The 19,303-nt window shown below is 71.9% G+C and carries 7 protein-coding genes; 4 read left to right on the plus strand and 3 right to left on the minus strand.

The window, feature by feature from the left end:
* The first annotated feature begins 7 nt into the window (after positions 1 to 7).
* Both F7P10_RS14930 and F7P10_RS14935 read left to right on the plus strand, forming a co-directional pair.
* Positions 8 to 13,078, plus strand: coding sequence for a hemopexin repeat-containing protein (locus F7P10_RS14930; RefSeq protein WP_151009898.1), 13,071 nt, complete (start codon positions 8 to 10; stop codon positions 13,076 to 13,078).
* Positions 13,079 to 13,236: 158 nt separating this feature from the next.
* Positions 13,237 to 14,436: a T3SS effector HopA1 family protein gene (locus tag F7P10_RS14935; protein WP_151009899.1), complete on the plus strand. Its 1,200-nt coding sequence runs from the start codon at positions 13,237 to 13,239 to the stop codon at positions 14,434 to 14,436.
* Between the two features lie 59 nt (positions 14,437 to 14,495).
* Here F7P10_RS14935 and F7P10_RS14940 read toward each other — a convergent pair whose 3' ends face one another.
* Positions 14,496 to 15,719 (minus strand): alpha/beta fold hydrolase, encoded by a 1,224-nt coding sequence (locus F7P10_RS14940; protein WP_151018045.1) that lies wholly within the window; start codon positions 15,717 to 15,719, stop codon positions 14,496 to 14,498.
* A 359-nt stretch (positions 15,720 to 16,078) separates the two neighbouring features.
* Between F7P10_RS14940 and F7P10_RS14945 the strand changes: the two genes are divergently transcribed.
* Together F7P10_RS14945 and F7P10_RS14950 are read left to right on the plus strand one after the other, a co-directional pair.
* Positions 16,079 to 16,384 carry a hypothetical protein gene (locus F7P10_RS14945; protein WP_218040512.1) on the plus strand — a complete coding sequence of 102 codons (306 nt, stop codon included), beginning with the start codon at positions 16,079 to 16,081 and terminating at the stop codon, positions 16,382 to 16,384.
* 171 nt (positions 16,385 to 16,555) lie between these two features.
* A complete protein-coding gene (locus F7P10_RS14950; RefSeq protein WP_218040513.1) occupies positions 16,556 to 17,302 on the plus strand; it encodes a DUF4386 domain-containing protein in 747 nt (248 codons plus the stop codon).
* Between the two features lie 161 nt (positions 17,303 to 17,463).
* On the opposite strand, the gene F7P10_RS14955 is transcribed toward F7P10_RS14950, so the two are convergent.
* Both F7P10_RS14955 and F7P10_RS14965 read right to left on the minus strand, forming a co-directional pair.
* A complete protein-coding gene (locus tag F7P10_RS14955) occupies positions 17,464 to 18,522 on the minus strand; it encodes an SDR family oxidoreductase (protein WP_218040514.1) in 1,059 nt (352 codons plus the stop codon).
* Positions 18,523 to 18,837: 315 nt separating this feature from the next.
* Entirely contained in the window at positions 18,838 to 19,263 is a 426-nt protein-coding gene (locus F7P10_RS14965; protein WP_151009902.1) for a hypothetical protein, read from the minus strand.
* Positions 19,264 to 19,303: the final 40 nt, after the last annotated feature.

The following is a 19,303-nucleotide window of genomic DNA, read 5'->3' on the forward strand; positions in this document are numbered from 1 at the left end:
AGACGATGTGTCGAGTGATGGATTTCCCAGCCACGAGCGGCTGTTCGGTGATCCGGCGATCCGTGCGGAGGACGCGGCACGCTCGGTCCACTCACCGGCGGCCTATCTGGTCGAGTTGCTGAGGCTGCTCGAGGGAACGTTCGAGCGGCCCGCGCTCCTGGAAAGGCGCCCTGATCTCGAACAGGTGGTTCTGGACGGCGAGAACACCTATATCGAGTCGCCGTATCTCGACATCGTCAACGAGATCCTCGAACGGCTCGTCGGCGACGATCCCTACGGTGCGCTGCGAACGCGCACCCATCCGCTCGGGCTGCCCTTCTCGCTGCGAAACGAGCGGCTCAAGAAGTACCTCGACTACTTCGAGGTCACGCCGGACGAGTTGTACCTGCTGTTCACCTCCCGGATCGACCACGACATCCTGGCCCGCGAATACCTCGGCCTGTCTCCCGAGGACGTCACGGCCCTCACCACCGTGCTGGACGAGGCGGGCCTGGCCGAGACCCTTGGCCTCGAGCCGGGCGAAACGCTCGCCGTGCTCGAAGACGCCGCCCGTTTCGCCGCCGCGACCGGGCTCACCGGCGCCGAGTTGCGCGCGCTGGTGGAGGCGGGGACCGGGGTGACCCTGGAGGCGGACGGGAGCAGGCTCCAGGGCGCCGACACCGCCTGGTTCGAGCGCACGACCCGGCTGGTGCGGCTGATGCGCCTGACCGCGATGGCGCCGGCCGACCTGAGCCTGGTCGTGGACACCTGCTGCGCCGGCCGCATCGACCTCGCCGGGCTGCGGGCGGTCGCCGCGGCGGTCCGCCTCGGGCGCGTGCACGGGATGGCTCCGGACGAGGTGTGCGGACTGGTGGTGCCGATCCTGCCGGAGGACGTCGAGGGCTGCTCGGGAGACATCCTCGACGCGCGCAACCGCGACTACCGCTTCCGGCTGGCCGCCGCCATCGACGTCTCCGAGAGCGACATCACCGAGATCGTGCTGCGCTACCGCGAGCGGTACTCCGCGGCCGAGCCGGGGCCGTTCGATCACGGCGAGATCGGGCCGCCCGCGATCGGCCTGCTCCGGCGCACCGGGCACCTCGCCCGGGCCCTGGGGCTGGCGGTCGCGGAGCTGTTCGACGTGCTGACGGTGCTGGAAGGCGACCCGTCCCTGCACCGGTACACCACCTTCACGGTGCTGGGCGGCGCCGTCCCGGCGAGCGGCGACCACCACGCGGTCCTGGAGGGCGGCGACGCCGCCGCCGGCCTGTGGCTGGCGCAGACGCTGTTCTCGGTGGTGGCCTGGATGCGGGAGAACGGCTTCGGCGGCGCCGAGCTGGCCGGGATCCTCGGCGGCGGTCCCGCCCCCGGGGAGACACGGGAGGGGACGAGCGAAGACGTGCCGCTCGAACCGGCCCGCGCGGTCGAGCGGGCCGCCTTCGCCCCGGATCTGTTCCTGTCCGGGCGGTTCGGCGAGCGCGCCGCGGAGGTCGTCTACTACGTCCTGACCGCCTACGACGACGGGGTGGTCTCGCCCCTGGACGACCGGTTGCTGCGGCTGGACCGGGCGCGCGTCGACGAGGCCGCCTACGACGCGGTCACCGACCTGGGAGTCCCGGCGGCCGAGGACTTCATGGGCCAGGGCCTCGGCGACCGGCTCGCACAGAAGATCTACGGCAATCTGGTCCACCGCGGCCTGCTGCGGGCCGACGGCACGATCCTGGCCGACCCGGCGGACGAGCCCGCGCTCGCCGGTGACTTCACCGCCCACGCCGAGGCCCTGTTCACGCTGATCGGCACCCTGGCCGACGGTACGGCGGCGCTGTTCCCGTCCGACATCGCCGGCCTGAACGGGATCAGCGACCCGGAGCGGGACGAGCTCTACGAGAACCTGATCTACAACGGCCATGTCGGCCAGGACGGCGACCTGCCGCGGCCGGAGTTCTTCCTCGACCCGGGCAACCTCCCCGAGTTCGCCGTGAACGTCGACCTCGCCGACGTCCGGGAGCCCGTCCTGGCCCTGCTGGAGGAGCGGATCGCGCGGGTGCGCACCGGGCCGCTCGCGCTGGACCCGGCGATCTTCGCGGACCTGCGGCTCACGCCGGAGGCCACCGAGTCGCTGCTGGAGAGCCTGCGCTTCGGCGGTCACCTCGACCAGGAGAACACCTACCTGGACGCCGAGGCGCTGCTCGCGCTGGACGCGCGCGAGTTGGGGCTCGCCCTGGAGTTCTACCCGCGGCGCCGCGCCGTGCTGGCGGCGATGCAGCGGCAGATCTCCGAGTTCAGGACGGCGTCCCGCACGCTGGCCCCCGACGACTTCGCCGACCTCGCCGACGAGGCGATGGGGCATCGCGCGCTCGCCGCGACCGACCTGGGCCCGGCGGCCCCGGACGCGGCGTTCACCCAGGCCGAGCGGTACACGATCGAGGAACGGCTCGACGTGGTGGCCGAGGACGCGCGTCCCTACCGGGTCGCCCCGGAGGCGCTGACCGACCTGGGACTCGACGCTGCGGAGAGCGACCGGGTGCTGGACCTGCTCGTCGGGCAGGGGCATCTCGACGAGGACCGCGCCGTCCCTCGGGACCGGCTGGCCTACTTCCGCAACGTCAACAACGCTCTGGAATTCTCCCTGGCCGGCCTGGACGACTACGCCACCGACATCTTCTTCATCCTGCACGCCGTGGCGAGCGAGATCTCCGGCGCGGTCACCGAGATCGGGGAGCGGCTGGCCGAGCAGGCGGCGCGGCAGCACCGGGCGCTGTACGACGCCCTGGCCGACACGCTGGGAGTGCCCGCCGCGACCGCCGCCGCGATCTGCGACGCCGTCGTCGGCGGTCCCGACCAGGCCCTCGACCTGCTGGTCGCGCCGTTGCTCACCGCCGGCGGCGCGGAGCCGGACGCGGCCCCCGCCGACCCGCGCCCGCAGCGCTGCCACCGCCGCATCCGTCGCTTCGCGATGCTGGCCTCCAAGCTCGGGCTGAGCGCCACCGAGGTCGGTGTCGTCTTCCGCGACCAGGACCTGGCGGGCAAGTTCCCCGAGCAGCTCGCGCTGCCCCCGGGCGTGCAGGGCTTCGACGCTCTGCTGGAGAGCTTCGACGGCAGCATCTACCTGTTCGTCGCGGGAGGCTACTGGACCTACGCGGCCGACACCCGCGCACTCGCCGGTCCGGACCCCGAGCCGCTGACGGAGCTGTCGGCCCACTTCGCGGACCTGGTCGCGGTCGACGCCGCCTTCACCCACCCCGCCGGCGACGAGTGGATCATCGGGCACGGGCCGGACGGCCTGGCCCGTGCCTACACCCGCGAACGCGGCGGCACCCGGTGGGCGCCGCGCGAGCAGGCGTGGGGCACGGTGCGCAACGCCTTCACCGATCCCGAGCGCATCGACGGCGCGTTCGTCGACGCGGACGGCCGGACGTACCTGTTCAGCGGCGACCAGTACATCCGCTACTCCACCGGCGACTTCGGCGCCGTCGACGAGGGCTACCCGCGCGGCACCGCCGACTGGTGGGAGCACGAGAGCCGCGGCATCCCGCTGCCCCCGCGCTTCCGGACCTCGATCGACGCCTGCTTCCAGGACCGGGACGACACCGTGCACGTGTTCAGCGGCACCGGCTGGCTGTCGGTGGGGCCGGGCGAGGGGAGCACGCCGGCCGAGCGGGAGATCACCGACGGCTGGGGCAAGGTGCGCAACGCCTTCGACGGCGCCGAGCGGCCGGACGCCGCCTACGCCGCGGGCCCCGCGGTCCACCTGCTGGCCGGCGACCAGGTGCTGCGCTACTCCGACAGCATCGAGAACGACGGCGTCCGCGCGGACGAGGGCTACCCCCGGCTGATCCAGGACGTCCCGCCGGAGTTCGCCGGCGCCGTCGAGGCCGCCTTCACCGACGCGTCGGGCGCGCTGCACCTGTTCAAGAACGGCCGGACCGTCACGCTGCCGCCCGAGACCGGCGCCGTCCCGTCCGAGACCGGTGCGCCGCCGCCCGGCACCGGCACGCCCGCACCGCAGGTGGTGTCGACCGCCGAGCGGTGGGGCGGGCTCGCCCCCGTCCTGCCCGGCGGCACGGTCGACGCCGCCTTCGTCGGGCTCGACGGCCGGACCTACGTGTTCGGCGGCACCACCTATCTCCGCTACTCCGGTGCCGACTATTCGGTGGTCGACCTCGGCCACCCGCGCTCCATCGCGCGCGACTGGGGCGGGCTGGACCGGGTCGACGCGGCCTTCGCGATGGACGGCAAGACCTACCTGTTCGGGGTCGGCGGGCTGCTGTTCGACCTGCCCGACGAGCACCGGGCCGAGCTGGATCAGGCCACGCTGAGCCCCGCGCTGGTGCGGCGCTTCGGCGAGTACGGGCTCACCCCGCAGAGCGTGACCGGTGCAGCACCGGAATGGACGCTGGCCACCCGGGAGGGCATCACGCTGACGGTCCGGCACGAGGGCCTGCGGGTCAAGGTCTTCGGCGGCGGAGCACGGTTCCACGTCCGCTACTCCACCCGGGACTACCGCACCCCGGACCCGGGCTACCCCAAGCCCCTGTCCGACAACTGGTGGAACCTGCCGGACGGGCTGGAGCTCGGCCCGGTCGACGCCGTGTTCAGCGCGCCGGACGGCCGCACGCACCTGTTCGCGGGCGAGCGCGTGCTGACCTTCGACGCCCGGCACCGCTGGTGGTCGCGGCCGCGCCCGCTGCGCGACCTCTGGGGCAGCCTGCCCTTCGACCGGGTCGACGCCGCCTTCGTCGGCCAGGACGGCCGCACCTACGTGTTCTCCGGCGACCGGTTCGCGCGCTACTCGACCGCCGACTACACGCGGGTCGACGACCGCTACCCGGCGGCGGTGCCGCATTTCTGGGGCAACGTCGTGCACAACGTGGCCCGCACCGGCCGGGTCGACGCGGCCCTGGTCCGGGAGGTGACCGAGACCGTCGACGGGGTCGAGGTCCCACGCACCCACACCTACCTGTTCTCCGGCGACCAGTACGTCCGGTTCGCCGGCGACGACTACTCGGCCGCGGAGGACGGGTACCCGCGCGGCATCGCCGCGCTGTCCTCCGAGCCGGGCATGGAGGGGCTCGACGGTCTCGACGGCCTGGCGGAGACGCTCGACGGGGTCGACGCCGCCTTCGCCGACCGCCGCACCACCTACCTGTTCCGCGGGTCGCGCGTCCACGCGGTGTCGTCCTCGCCGTACCGCCACTACGACGACCCCGCGCTTTCCGAGGTGACGTGCGCGTTCATCGAGGACGGCTCGGTCATGGCGGCCACGCCCGACGGCTGGACCCGGCGGTCCGCGCTGGAAGGGCACGCGCCCACGGCCGTCCCGTACCGTCCCCGCACCCTGCGGACCGTCCCCGAGGAGTACCGTGCCGGGCTGGACGCGGTCCTGACGGGAGCCGACGGGAACACCTACCTGTTCAGGGGCCCCTCCTGCTTCAATGCGCGCCTGAACAAGGACTACCCGCTCGCCGAGGAGTGGGGACGGCCGCGCAACGCCGTCTACGAGGACGGCACCGTCGACGCGGCGTTCGTGGGCCGGGACGGCCGCACCTACCTGTTCAGCGGGGACCAGTACGTCGTCTACGACGAGGACGCCTCCGCCGACATCGGCACCGCGCTCATCGACGGCGACCCGGCGCCGATCGCGGACGCGTGGGGCGGACTCACCAGCGTCACGCTCGCCTACGTGCACGGCGAGCGGACGTTCGTGTTCGAGAAGCCCGACGCGACGGGGACGATGCGCTACGTCGTGTACTCCGGCACCGGCTACGACGAGCCCGACGAGGGCTACCCCGCCTTCACCGACGCCTCGTTCTGGCAGGTGCCGGGCGGATTCCCGATCCCCAGCGCGGTCCTGTTCGAGGGCGACACCATGCTGCTGCTCGGCGGCGAGCGGTGCGCGGCCTACGACGAGGCGTCGCGCCGGTGGTCGGCGCCCCGCCCGCTCGAGCGTCTCTGGCACGGTTTCGCCGAGGGGCTGGAGCCCGAGGACACGCTCCGTTCCGCCTTCACCGCGCCGGACGGCGCCACCTACTTCTTCTTCGGGGAGACCTACGCCCGGTACCACGAGCGCGCCTTCTCCGCGCAGCAGCCGATCCGTGACAGGTGGGGCCTGTCGGAGAACCCTTTCGTGCCCGCCGACGGGACCGGGCGCGTCGAGGCGGCCTTCGTGTGGCGCGGCGAGCGGACCTACCTGTTCTCCGGCGACCGCTACGTCCGCTACACCGGCGCCGACTACCGGTACATCGACCCGGGCTATCCGAAGAAGACCGCCGGGAACCTGCGCCGGGAGGAGCCCTTCGCCAACCTGCCGGAGACGTTCGAGGACCTGCTCGCCGAGCCGGGCGCGATCCGGGCCGTGATCGCGGGTGACCGCACCGTCCACGTGTTCGCCGCCGACGGCTGCCACGCGGTCTCGCGGGTCCCCGCGGCGACGCTGGATTCGGCCTCCCTCGGGCGCATCCGCAACACCTTCGCCGACGATCCGAAGGTGGACGCCTCGATCGTCACCGAACGGCACACCTACCTGTTCTCCGGCGACCAGTACATCCGCTACACCGGCGCCGACCGCGCCTTCGTCGACGACGGCTATCCCAAGTCGATCGGGGAGTCGCTGCCCGGCGAGCTGGGGCTGCCCGCGCTGCCCGCGGAGTTCGCCGACGGCCTCGACGCGGCGTTCCGTACTCCCGACGGCACCACCTACCTGTTCAAGGACCGCCGGTTCCTGCGCGGCGACGGCCCGCCGGAACCGGTGAACGAGCTGTGGGGGAAGGTGCGCAACGCCTTCGCCGACGGGGGCCTGGACGCCGCGTTCGCCGCCCCGTCGGGGGAGCTGTACGCCTTCCGCTCGGGGCAGTTCGTCCGCTACCGCCCCGATGACCTCGAGCACGTCGAGGAGGGGTACCCGCGCACGGTCACCGACGACTGGGGCGACCTGCCGCCCGACTTCGAGGCCGGGCCGGACGGCGCGTTCGTCCTCGGAGACCGCACCTACCTGCTGAAGGGCGAGCGGTACGTCCGCTACTCGGGGGACGGCTACACCAAGGTCGACCGCACCTTCCCCCAGGAGATCCGGCACCGCTGGTCCGGCACCGCGGACTACCGGCTGAGCGACGTGCACACCATCACCCGCTTCGCCGGCCTGGTCCGCTCCCGGGGAGAGGACCTCGCGGCGTTCCTGGCGGCGGGCGCCGAAGACCCCTACCGGTACCTGGCCGAGCTGTTCGGCTGGGACGTCGACCAGGTCCGCTGGGCACGCCGCAACGCGGCCCTGCTGCATCCCGAGACGGCCGAGGAGTCCCTCTTCGAGATCGAGTTCCTGCTGCGGCTGGCCGAGCTGTTCGCGGCGGCGGGCAGGTTCGGCGCCGGACCCGCGGAGGTCTTCACCGAGGTGTGGTCGCGGCTGTACCGGACGGACGAGCCGGACGCCGCGGCCGACGCCCTGTACGGCATGCTGGAACGCCGCACCGCCCCGGAGGCGTGGCCCGCCCTGGACGCCCGCGTGCACGGGGAGCTCAACGTGCTGCGGCGGGACGCGCTGCTGCGCGCCCTGCGACCGCTGGGGAGCCCGCGCGACCTGTTCGACCGCCTGCTGATCGATGTGGAGATGGGCGCGGAGGGCGCCACGTCCCGGGTCCGCGAGGCCATGGCGGCGACGCAGCTCTTCCTGCACCGCTACCTGCTCGACCTGGAGGAGGCGACCCCGCTCGACCCGTCCGGCGCCCCCGTCCCGGAGCAGGACGACGAGGTTCGCGCACGGTTGCGGGCCCGCTGGCCGTGGCTGAAGAACTACCGGGTCTGGGAGGCGGGCCGGAAGGTCTTCCTCTACCCGGAGAACTACCTGCGCCCGGAGTTGCGCGCCGACAGGACCCCCGCTTTCACGGCCCTGCAGGACGACCTCCTGCAGGGCGAGATCACCGCGGAGGCCGTGCTGGCCTCCTACAAGCGCTACCTCGACGAGTACACCGAGGTCTCCCGGCTGTCCATCGCCGGCGGCTACGTCTACGCCGAGGACGGCGCCGCCGAGGGCACGCGCCGGCTGGTGATGTTCGGCCGCACCCGCACCGACCCCCGCCGCTACTACCACCGTGCCGCCGAGTTCCGGGACGGGGAGAAGCTGTCGGCCTCGTGGGAGCCGTGGCGCAAGGTCGACGTGCAGATCGACGCCGAGCGCGTCCACCCCGTGCACGCCTTCGGGCGGGTGTTCGTGTTCTGGGCCGTGGTGGAGACCCCGGCGCCCGACGACCCGTCCAGGACCACCATCGTGGCGGAGAAGGACGGGGACACCCAGCGGGTGTCGGCGCCGCAGCCCGAACCGCTCGTGCGGATCTACTACTCCTTCATGAACCTCAACGGGGACTGGGTGCCGGCGCAGGTGCTGGCCGCCGACGCGCCCCAGCCGGGGCCGATCTCCAACGTGAACCTGTACGTGCAGGCCACGCGGACCGTCCCGGACGGTCCCGAGGGCGACCACGACTCCATCGTGGTGACCTGCACCTACCGGGTGGGGCGCCCGGTCGGACGGATCCCCGTGCCCGGCGTCGTGCGGTCGGCCTTCACCCTGACCCCCGAGCTGTACGGGCTGCGGTCCGAGCCGCAGGCCGAGCCGCCGCGCACCCCGGACCTGGACGAGGTCTTCGCCGAGCCGCCGAGCAGCCCGATCGACCCCTCCCGGGTCGTGCGCTTCAACGCGCCGGCCGGCTCCTCCGACGGACCGTGGTTCAGTGTCGACCACAAGGGCGGCAGCTTCCTGTGCCGCCCGGTGACGGCGCCGGACACGCCCGCGCCGCTGCAGGCGCTGCAGGGCAACGCGCACAACCTGCCCACCACCTGGGACCGGATCGACGCGGCGTTCGCGCTGCCCGACGGCACGCTGTACTTCTTCGACGGCACCGCGGGGCGGTTCATCGCCACGCCGCCGGGCCGTGTCAGCGCGCACCAGACCAGGCGGGCGACCGCCGACCGGTTCGGCGTCGTCGGGACGGTCCTGAACCGCACCGGGGTCGTCGACGCCGTGCTGCCGCGCGGCGACCACATCTTCCTGTTCTCCGGCCCGGAGTACTACCGCTTCCCGGCCGCGTCGTTCGGGACGCTGGACCCCGGCTACCCCAAGCCGCTGGACGGCAACACCGAGGACCTGCCGTCCTGGTCCGGGATCGACGCCGCGTTGGCGCTGCCCGACGGCACCGAGATCTTCTACTCCCGCGAGCGGCACGCGTTCGTCTCCTCCGGCGCGCTCGACCGGGCGTGGCCGGCGTCCGAACGGTGGCGCCCCGCCGGCCGGCACCGGGTGGGGCACATCGTCTTCGCGCAGGGACGGTTCCACCTGCTGTTCGGCCGGCGGTACCTGCGGCTCACCCCGGACGGCCTGGCCGACGGAGACCTCCGCGATCTGGAGGGCAACGAGGACGGGCTGCCCACCGGCGAGCCGACCGGCCCCTCCTTCCCCTACCAGGGCGGGATCATCACGTTCGACAACGCGGCGGGCACCTACGTGCACACCGTCGAGGGGGACGGCCCCGGGGAACCGCGGCCGACCCGCGACCTCGGCCGGGTCCGCACGGCGATCACCGAGACCGGGGCGGTCGACGCGGCCTACCTCGCCGCCGGGAAGCTGTACCTCACCAGCGGGACCGAGTTCGTCCGGTACACCCTCGCCGCGGACGGCTCCATCCCCGGCACGGTCGACGAGGGCTACCCCCGGGCGCTCCAGCGGCCCGTCGACGGCGTCTTCCGGCGCGACGGGCACCACTACGTCCTCAGCGGCGACCGGTACGCGCGGCTGACGGACCCCGACGAACCGGGCGCCGAGCTGGAATACCTGCCCATCGAAGGGAACTGGCGCGCGCTGCCCGCCGGTTTCCCCGGCGAGTTCACCGGCATGCTGGACGGCGACGGCGACCTGTACTTCTTCATGGGGGCCTCGTTCGCCGCCTACCCCACCAGCGACGCGGTGCCCCGCCCCTACGAGCTCGCCGCGCTGCCGACCGAGATCGTCCGGCTGACGTCCAGCACCGCCTTCGAGCTCAACCGCACCCTGCTGACCGGCGGGATCGGCGCGCTGCTCGACCCGCGCACCCAGGAGTTCGACGAGCTGCCCGCCTTCAGCACCGCACGATCGGACGCGACCACCATCAGGGTCGGCCCCCGGGTGGCGGCCACCGCCCTGCCGGCCAGCTCGCACCTGGACTTCCAGAGCTCCAACGGCCGGTACTACTGGGAGATCTTCTTCCACGCCCCGCTGCTCATCGCCCAGGCACTGAACGGCGCGCAGCGGTTCGAGGACGCCCGCCGCTGGCACGAGTACATCTTCGACCCGGCCGAGAAGGGCGGCTACTGGCGGTTCCTGCCGTTCCTGGCCGCCGATGTGGACGCCCTGGTCGCCGCCTGCCGCACCGACCTGCGCGTGCTGGACTCCGCACCGCTGGCCGCCCGGCTCGAACCCGTCCTGGCCAGGCTGGAGGAGATCGCACCGGCCTTCCGGCAGGAGCGCGAGCTGACCGCGACCGAGGCCGGCTACCTGGCCGGCCTCGCCGGCGGCGGGCTGGACGAGGTCCGGGCCGCGCTGGGCGACCTGCCGGCCGGCGCCGGCACCCGGCGGCTGGGGGAACGGATCGAGCTGATCGCGGCGCTGCGCCGGGGCTACGACCTGCTGGGCGATCGCGGGAGCATGCTCAGGGCCTACCACGAGGACCCCTTCGACCCGCACGCCATCGCGGCGCTGCGCCCGTCGGCCCACCGGCGCGCCGTGGTCATGGCCTACATCGACAACCTGCTCGACTGGGGCGACCTGCTGTTCCGGCAGTACACCGCGGAGAGCATCGACGAGGCGCGGATGCTGTACATCTTCGCCTACGACCTGCTCGGTGAGCGCCCCTACGATCCCGGCCCGCGCGAGCTGCCGGAGGCGACGAGCTACGAGCATCTCGACGAGGCGGCCGGCGGGCCCGGAACCGGCGGCGAGGCCGGCCGCGTCACCGCGGGGGGCGCGCTGCTGGAGAGCGCCGGTGCCGTGCACGAGGGGGTGGCGCACCCGTACTTCTACGTTCCGGGGAACGCCGAGTTCCTGGAGTACTGGAACCGGGTCGAGGACCGGCTCGGGAAGATCCGCGAGTCGCTGGACATCATGGGCGTCAGCCGCCCGGTCCCGCTGTTCGAGCCGCCCGCCGACGTGTCGGCGCTGGTCCGCGGCGCCGCCTCGGGGACGGCGCCCGACCGGGTCGCGGCCGCCGGGACCGCGGCCGTCCCGCATTACCGCTTCTCCTACATGTTCCGCCGGGCGCAGGATCTGGCCGACCGGCTGCAGCGGTTCGGCGGCGACCTGCTGAACACGCTGGAGCGCCGGGACGCCGAGGAGCTGGCGCTGCTGCGCAGCCGCCACGAGGCCGCGATCCAGCAGCTGACCCGGTCGGTCAAGGAGGCCCAGGTCGAGGTCGCCGTGCAGAACCTCGCCGAGGCACGGGCGGCCCGCGACGGCGCGCGGGAGCGCGCGGACCACTTCCGGGAGCTGATCGACGAGGGCCTGTCGCCGCTGCAGCGGGCGCAGATCTCCACCATGGCGCTGGCCGCGGCGGCGCACTTCGCCTCCGGCGGACTGAAGATCGGTGCGGCGGTCGCGCTGGGCCTGCCGCAGGCCCTGATCGGGCCCTTCATCATGGGCACCGAGTTCGGCGGCGAGCAGGTCGGGGAGTCGCTGGACAAGGGCGCCGAGGTCGCCGAGGCGACGGGCGAGGGGCTCAGCCTGGTCGGCGAGGTCCTCGGGGTACGGGCCGAGCAGGAGCGCGCGTCCCAGGACTGGACGCTGCAACTGGGCATCGCCCGCAGCGACGTCACCCAGCTCGGCCACCAGATCGCCGCCGCCGAGCAGCAGGTGGCGCTCGCACGGCGCGAGCTGGAGATCCTCGACCGGGAGGCCGGCCACGCGGAGGCGGTCACCACCTTCCTGACCGAGAAGTTCGCCGGTGCCGAGCTGTTCACGTGGATGGCCTCGCGGCTGTCCACGCTGTACTTCCAGACCTACGGGATCGCCTACGAGGCCGCCCGGTCCGCCGAGCGCGCCTACCTGTTCGAGCGGGGCGGCCCGGGTGACGCGGGCTACATCCAGCCGACCTACTGGGAGAGCCGGCGGAACGGGCTGCTCGCCGGGGAGGGGCTGAGCCTGGACCTCGAACGGCTCGGCCAGGCCTACGTGGCGGCCGACACCCGCGGGCTCGAGATCACCAAGAAGGTGTCGCTGCTGGCCCTGGACCCGATCGCCGTGCTGAGCCTCAGGGACGGCGGCCGGTGCGAGTTCGCGCTGACCGAGGCGCTGTTCGACCGGGACTTCCCCGGCCACTACCGGCGGCGGATCAAGAACGTGTCGGTCGCGTTCGAGACCGACGCCGGCCAGGTGAACCTGAACGCGACCCTGACGCAGCTCGACGGCCGCACCGTGCTGGAACCCGACCCCGCGGCCGTGAAGTTCCTGCTCGATCCCAAGGGGGCGCCGCCGGCGACCCTGCGCACCGACTGGCGGCCGGGGCAGCAGATCGCGCTGTCGGACGTCCCGGAGGGCTGGGAGAACAACGGGCTGTTCGAGCTGCGCTACGACGACGACCGCTACCTGCCTTTCGAGGGCACCGGAGCGGTGTCCCGGTGGCGGCTGGAGACCGGGCGCCCGGCGGCAGGCCTGCGCGACGTCACCGTCACCGTCCGGTACCGCGCCGACCAGGGCGGGCAGACCTTCGCCAACGCCGTGCGGGGAATGCTCAAACCGTACCCCGCCGCCCGGTTCTTCGACGTGGCCGCCGAATTCCCCGACGCGTGGCGGAACTTCCTGGCCGACGACATGAACGAACTGGTCCTGCCCCTAGCCCCGGAGATGTTCGCGGGGATGAGCGGCCGCCAGATCACCGGCGTGTACGCCCGGTACGACCTGTCCGGACCGGGCGGCGCACGCTTCAGCATCAACGGCGAGCCGCGGCTCACCCTGGCGGACGGCGAGCTGCTGCGCGTCCCCGGGCTCAGCGTCGGCGGGCCGAAATGGCCACTGGTCCTGAACGGCGACAAGGGCACCGTCAACAACCTCGGCCTGGTGCTCACCTACCGCGCCGGCGCCCAGTAGGGAGGAAAGACCGCATGCCACCCAAGCGGAACAACACGCGCAGGCCGCGCAAGTCCGTCACCGGCACCCGGGACCGGACGACCACCACCGACCAGGACCCGCCGGAGGCGGTCGAGGGAGGGACGCCGGGCTCGGTCCCCGCCGAGGCGGCCGCGAACGTGGCGCTGGACGGGACGGAGGTCAGGACCCGGCAGGAGGTGCGGCAGCAGAACGCCGCACCGACCGACGAGGAGCGGCACCTGCGCAACGCGGAGGCCAACCGGGAAGCGCTCGAGAAGATCTACGACTTCTACTACGAGTCCGACGGGTCGAGGAAGCCCGACGCCTCCCGGCTCCGCCAGCTCTACAGGTTGATGAGCACGGAGACCACGGAGTACCTGAACGAGGCCGTCGACGACGAGGACCTCGAAAGGCTGGAGAACATCCCCGGCGCGACGGTCAGGGGCCAGCGGGTCAGCAATCAAGAAAGGGCCATGGCGGAGTACGAGGAGGACATAGCGGCCTACAGGGCGGATTTGGATGATTACGAGGCCGAACTGGACGACTACGACCGCAGGGTCGAGGAGTACGAAGCCCGGCCCGCACCCCGCGGTCGCGCTCCGGTCCCTCCCGAGGAACCCGAGGAGCCCGAAAGGCCGGAGGGCCCGGAGGACAACTACGAATCGCTGGTCAACGGGGACTACTTCCACGTCATCAACAACAATTTCTCCGTCCGGAGGTCGCAACGCCAGGAACGGGCCCGCCGCCTCGTCATCAACGTCAGGACCCAGGATGCCGCTCTGCGGGTCGCCCACTCCCTGGGCGACCTGTTCCGGGAGAACGGCGTGTCGCCCTACCTGCACGAGTTCAAGGTGTACCTCTCCAGCACGCCGGACGACACCAGGAAGGTCAAGTACGACAAGATCGTCGTCTACTACGTAACGGCCGACGACGGCGATGACGACGACGGGACCGATCGGATCGGTGACAGGCTCGTGGACACCATCCAGTCCGTGGTCACCGAGGAGGACGTCGTCGACCGGTTCGCGCCCTTCTACTCGTCGGTCGGTCCCGGGGTGGCGTGGGCCGAGGAGCCCAAGTACTACATCGATGCGCTCAAGAACAGTTTCACCAAGACACGCAGCAACATCATCGCCAAGGTCATCAAGGAAAGTCCCCACGTCCCGGACAAGGACACCTTCGTCAGTTGGGTCGCGTCGGCGATGGTGGCGGCCCAGATCGATCCCGTCGATCCGCACCGCCACGTCCCGCCCCCGCCCGGGCCCCCACCGCCCGACACGGACGAGGAAGAGGAAGCGGACGACGCCGAGGAGGGCGACGACGAAGCGAGCGAACCGGACGGAGCGCTCGCGTCCTGATGCCCGGCGTCCTCGACGGTCCCGCCCCTGCTCGGCGGGAACTGTGGTGCCCGTCCGGCTCAACCACGGCCCGGTTCGTCCTCGGCCAGGAATGCGTGCAGTTCGTCCAGGAACCGGGGCCAGGCCGGCTCGTCGGCGGTGAGCAGGTGGTTGCGGCCGTCGAGCAGGACCAGCCGGCTGTCGGGGACGAGTCCGGCCAGTTCCGTCGCCTGCGAGACGGGCACCCGCGGGTCATCTCGGGAATGCACGATCAGTGTCGGGCACGAGACGCGGGGCGCGAGGCCGGAGACGTCGATGCGGGTCTGCTCCTCCAGGAACCGGGCCCCGTTGGCCGCCGAGGTCGCCAGGCGCTGGTGACCGGTGAACTCGTCCCAGCGCCGCGGCGGGCCGCCGGCGAAGAACTGGGCGCCGAAGAACCTCAGGTAGCTGCGGTTCCGGGCGTTCCACCCGGCCAGGGTGATCTTGAGGTCGAGGGCCGCCTCGTCGCGCTCGGCGGCGTCGCGGGCCCGGGCCAGCCGGCCGCGGGTGTAGGCCGCGTTCAGGATCAGCCGGCTGACCCGTTCGGGACGGCGCGCGGCGTAGGCCACCGCCAGGGGACCGCCCTGGGCGACGCCGAGCAGCGGGAAGCGATCGAGACCCGCCGCGTCGGCCACGGCGTCGAGGTCCCCGATCCACTCGTCCAGCGTGAAACCCGTCGTCCAGTCGGACAGACCGTAGCCCCGCTCGTCGTAGCGGATCAGTCGCCGGCCGCGGGTCAGCCCCTCGAACCAGTGGGTGAACATGGGGGCCGCCCGTTCCAGGTCCAGCCGGCTCAGCCAGTTGGCGGTCCTGACCAGGGGCGGCCCGGCGCCCGTGGCGGCCCACGCGATGCGCGCGCCGTCCGCCGTCCGGCAGAACCGGATGACGTCGCGGGCCCCGGCGCCGTCGACCGCGGCCGCGGTGTCCGGTGCGCCGGCCGGGGCCACCGTGGTCGTCGCCTCCGTGGTCGGGGCCACGAACTGGTAGCCGCGCCGGTGCACGGTCCGGATGAACCGCTGCTCGCGGCCGGTGTCTCCGATCGCCCGGCGGACAGTGCGCAGTCCGGTGGTGAGGACCGCCTCGGTGACGGCCTCCCCCTTCCACACCGTGTCGAGCAGTTCCCTTTTCGAGACCACCCGGTCGCGATGTTCCACCAGGTAGCAGAGCAACGCGAAAGCCCGGGGCTCGATGCGGATCGACCCACGGTCGTGGCGGAGTTGACCGAGGCCGACGTTCAGGGCGAACTGGTCGAAGTAATACGTCATCGGCCCCACCGCCGCATTTTATCGGCTCCGCACCCGGCGGTCACCGAGCGCCGCCTCGAGGATGGACGGCAAAGCGGGGCCGTCGGTCATTGCAGTAGAAGGTCACAGAGTGGCGATGATCGGCGGAGCAGCCGAAGAATCCGCCGTGACTGTAGCGGCCGATCTCTATCCCGGTCGGCTCCTTGGCGGCCCAGTAGTCACTGCCGTCGAGGTCGGCGTCCTCCAGTGGCCGCCAGCGGGGCGGACCGTCCTTGTGGTCCGAGCCACCGCGCAGCAGCGGTCAGGGTGGCGTCGCGGGGCCGGGCACAGTAGAACTGGACCTCATGTCCGACCAGCAGCAATTCCCTCACCCGGCCCATATGGTCGTCGGGCCCCACGCGTACGCGCCACCGCAAGCCGGGGGAATCAGCGTCGGCTACCGGCGATGGGCCAGGATTCTCATCTGCCTCGCGATCATCATCGCGATCTTCGTGGTGGTCGCGTTCGTGGCGAGCGTCGTCCTCCTCGCGAAGGCGGACGCGGACGTGGAGAACGCCGCCTACGGTTACCTCGCCATCGTTCTCTGGGTCGGGATCGCCGCCGCGATCCCGGTCCTGCTCGCGGTCGCCGTCCCCGGAGCGGTCATGACGCGGCGGGTGCGGCGGCAGCGGCAGACGACCCCGTAGGACGGTGGGCGATGGCTCGAGAAGCCGGACGACCGGCTGCCACCGCCCTCCCGACGGCTGAGGCGCGGCTCGATCCGGCCACCGGCGAGTAGGGGGCGGCACCCCTTCGACGTGGTTCCCTACGACTGTCCCGGCGACCGGGCGGGGCCGGTGCAAGCCTTGGAGAGTCACGTGAACACGATCAAGTCTCGGCCGCCGGAAACTCCGGTGGACGCCGTTCAGCGGACCGCCAGGATCGCCGGGGTCTGGTTCGTTCTCACCTTCGTCTTCTCGATCCCGGCAGTGTTGCTGTACGACCCGGTCCTCAATGACGCGGACTACATCCTGGGAGCGGGCGCGGACACGCGGGTACGAGTCGGAGCCTTCCTTGAGATTCTGACCGCCGTCGCGAACATCGCGACCGCGGTCGTGCTGTTCCCGATCTTGAAGCGGCAGAGTGAGAGCATCGCCCTCGGTTACGTCGCCTTGCGAATCCTCGAATCGACCGTCATCGTGATGGGGATCGTCAGCGTGCTCGCCGTCGTGACCATGCGACAGGATCTGGCAGGCGCGGGCGGCGCCGATGCCGCTCAGATCGGCCGGTCGCTGGTGGTGTTGAAGGATCAGACGTTCCTGCTCGGCCCCGCCTTCTGCGCGGGCTTCGGCAACGGGCTGCTGCTCGGCTACCTGATGTACCGGTCGGGCCTGGTGCCGCGCCCCATGGCGCTCATCGGGCTCATCGGAGGCCCCGTCGCCTGCGCCACCGCGACCGCCGTCCTCTTCGGCGCCTACGATCAGCAGTCTCCGGTGAATCTGCTGTTCACGGCGCCGGAAATCGTCTGGGAAGTGTCACTGGGCATCTGGCTCATCACCAAGGGCTTCCGCCCCGCACCCCTCATCGCAGAAGCGCCCCCCAAGACCACACAAGACACAGCGTGACGGGGTGCGACCAGCACTGGTCGCGAGTCGCCTACGGGCTCCGGCTGCTGGGGCCGGTCCCGAGAAGGGGCAGGCCCCGCAGCAGCCGGAGCCGGCGGCCAGAACGTCGTCTTCGGACGTTCTCGGGCCCGCCGAAGAACGGACGTGCCGCCGTGGCGGGGTCAGGGAATGATGCGGCGGCTACGGAGGTCGGTGAAGATGCCGAGGAACATCTTCTCCGTGTCGATGAATTCATGGAAGCCGAAGCGGCGGGCCTTGGAGCCGTCGGCGAACATGTCGTACTCCCAGGAGAAGACGAAGTCGCCGAAGGGCCAGGAGACGAGTCGCTCGTAGGGGTGCGGCTCCAGTCCGTGCCTCTCGACCATGGAGGACCACAGGGGGCCCTTGTCGGCCATCACCGTCTCCAAGCTCATGGGGAGGGGATCGGACGCCTCCAGGTCGAAGAAGCGGGCGATCTTGGGCCACAGGGCGTTCCAGCGGAAGAGGTCGCCGTTGTTGATGTTGAACGCCTGGTTGGCGCAGTGCTCGTCGGTCGCGGCCCAGACGGTCGCGCGGGCGAGCAGCCCCGCATCGGTCATCTCCAGAAGCTTGTCGTAGGCACCGGGCAGCCCCGGGAAACGCAGCGGCAGTCGCAGCTCCTTGGAGATCGCCCCGTAGACGGCGATGACCATGGCCAGGTTCATCGGGTTGCCGAGCGCGAAGCCGCAGACCACGGAGGGCCGGATGGCCGACCAGGTCCAGGACGCGCCCTGCGCGCGGCTCTCCAGGAAGTCCTGCTGATCGACGTTGAACTCCGGCGGCATGTGCGGCGGGTCGTCCTCGCGGGCCGGGGTCTTGAACGGCCCGAGGTGCGCCCCATAGACCTTGTAGCCCTGCATCAGGCTGATGTGGCGCAGCCCCTTCGCGATGGGCTCCACGGCGTCGACCACGTTGACGAGCATGGCCAGGTTGGGGGGCACCAGCTCGGCCCATGTCGGCCGGTCCTGGTAGGCGGTGTAGAAGATGTGGGTGACGTGGGTCAGCTCCCCGAGCCGTTTGGCGCAGTCGTCGCGGTCCAGCAGGTCGACCGACAGGTGGCGGACACGGCCGGAATCCGTCCCGCCGCGGCGCGACAGGCCGATCACGTCCCAGTCGCCCAGCTCCGCCAGATGTTCCACCAGCCGTCGGCCGATGACGCCTTGGGCGCCTACGACCAGCGCGGTCTTGGATGGTGTCTGCATGGTTTTCCTTCCGGCTCTCATCGGTTCGTGTTCCTGGGTGTGAGGTACCTGGCCGCCTCGTGGGCGTTCTCCTCGATCAGTGCGGCGGCGCGGTGTATCCGGCGGATCGCCCCCGGGCAGTCGCCCAGCGGAGTCGGGAAGGGAAGCTCGGGCGGCCTGCGGTGGTCGACCGTGACGACCGCGCAGCCGGACGAGGCCGCGTCTGCGGGCGGGCCTGCGGATCCAGCGTCACGCCTCTCCCCCGGGCCGTCCCGGTGGGGTGCGAGGGGCCGGGCGGGAGTTCGGTCGGTGACCGGCATGGGGCGCCTCTCGGTTTCAGCCGAGCGGCAGCGGCCGGTTCGCGCTCTCCAGCAGTTCCACGGTGATGAAGGCCAGCGGCTCGTCACCGAGGTTCTGCAGGTCGTGCAGCAGGTAGGCGCCCGGACCGAACGCGTACGAGCGGGTCTCCCCCCGGCGGTAGGAGACTTCCCTGGTCGTTCCGTCGTGGATGTGCTGCCGGCCGCGGCCGTCGGTCAGCGCCGTCCAGAAGTAGTCGAGGACGTGCCGATGCGCCGGCAGCCGCTCGCCCGGAGCGAGCCGGATGTCCCACACCCTCACCCGGCCGGTCTCACGGAGCAGCGCGCCTCCGACGTGCCCGTTGAACGCGTGCCGGCCGAACTCCTCCCGGACGGTCTCGGACCAGCCGTCGAAGTCCTTCGCCACGACTTCGCCCGCCAAGGGAAGGTCGTCGAGAGGGCTCATGTCAGGTCTCCTGATCGGTGGGTGAGCGTTCCCCCTGAGT

Source organism: Actinomadura sp. WMMB 499, from assembly GCF_008824145.1.
Lineage (GTDB): Bacteria > Actinomycetota > Actinomycetes > Streptosporangiales > Streptosporangiaceae > Spirillospora.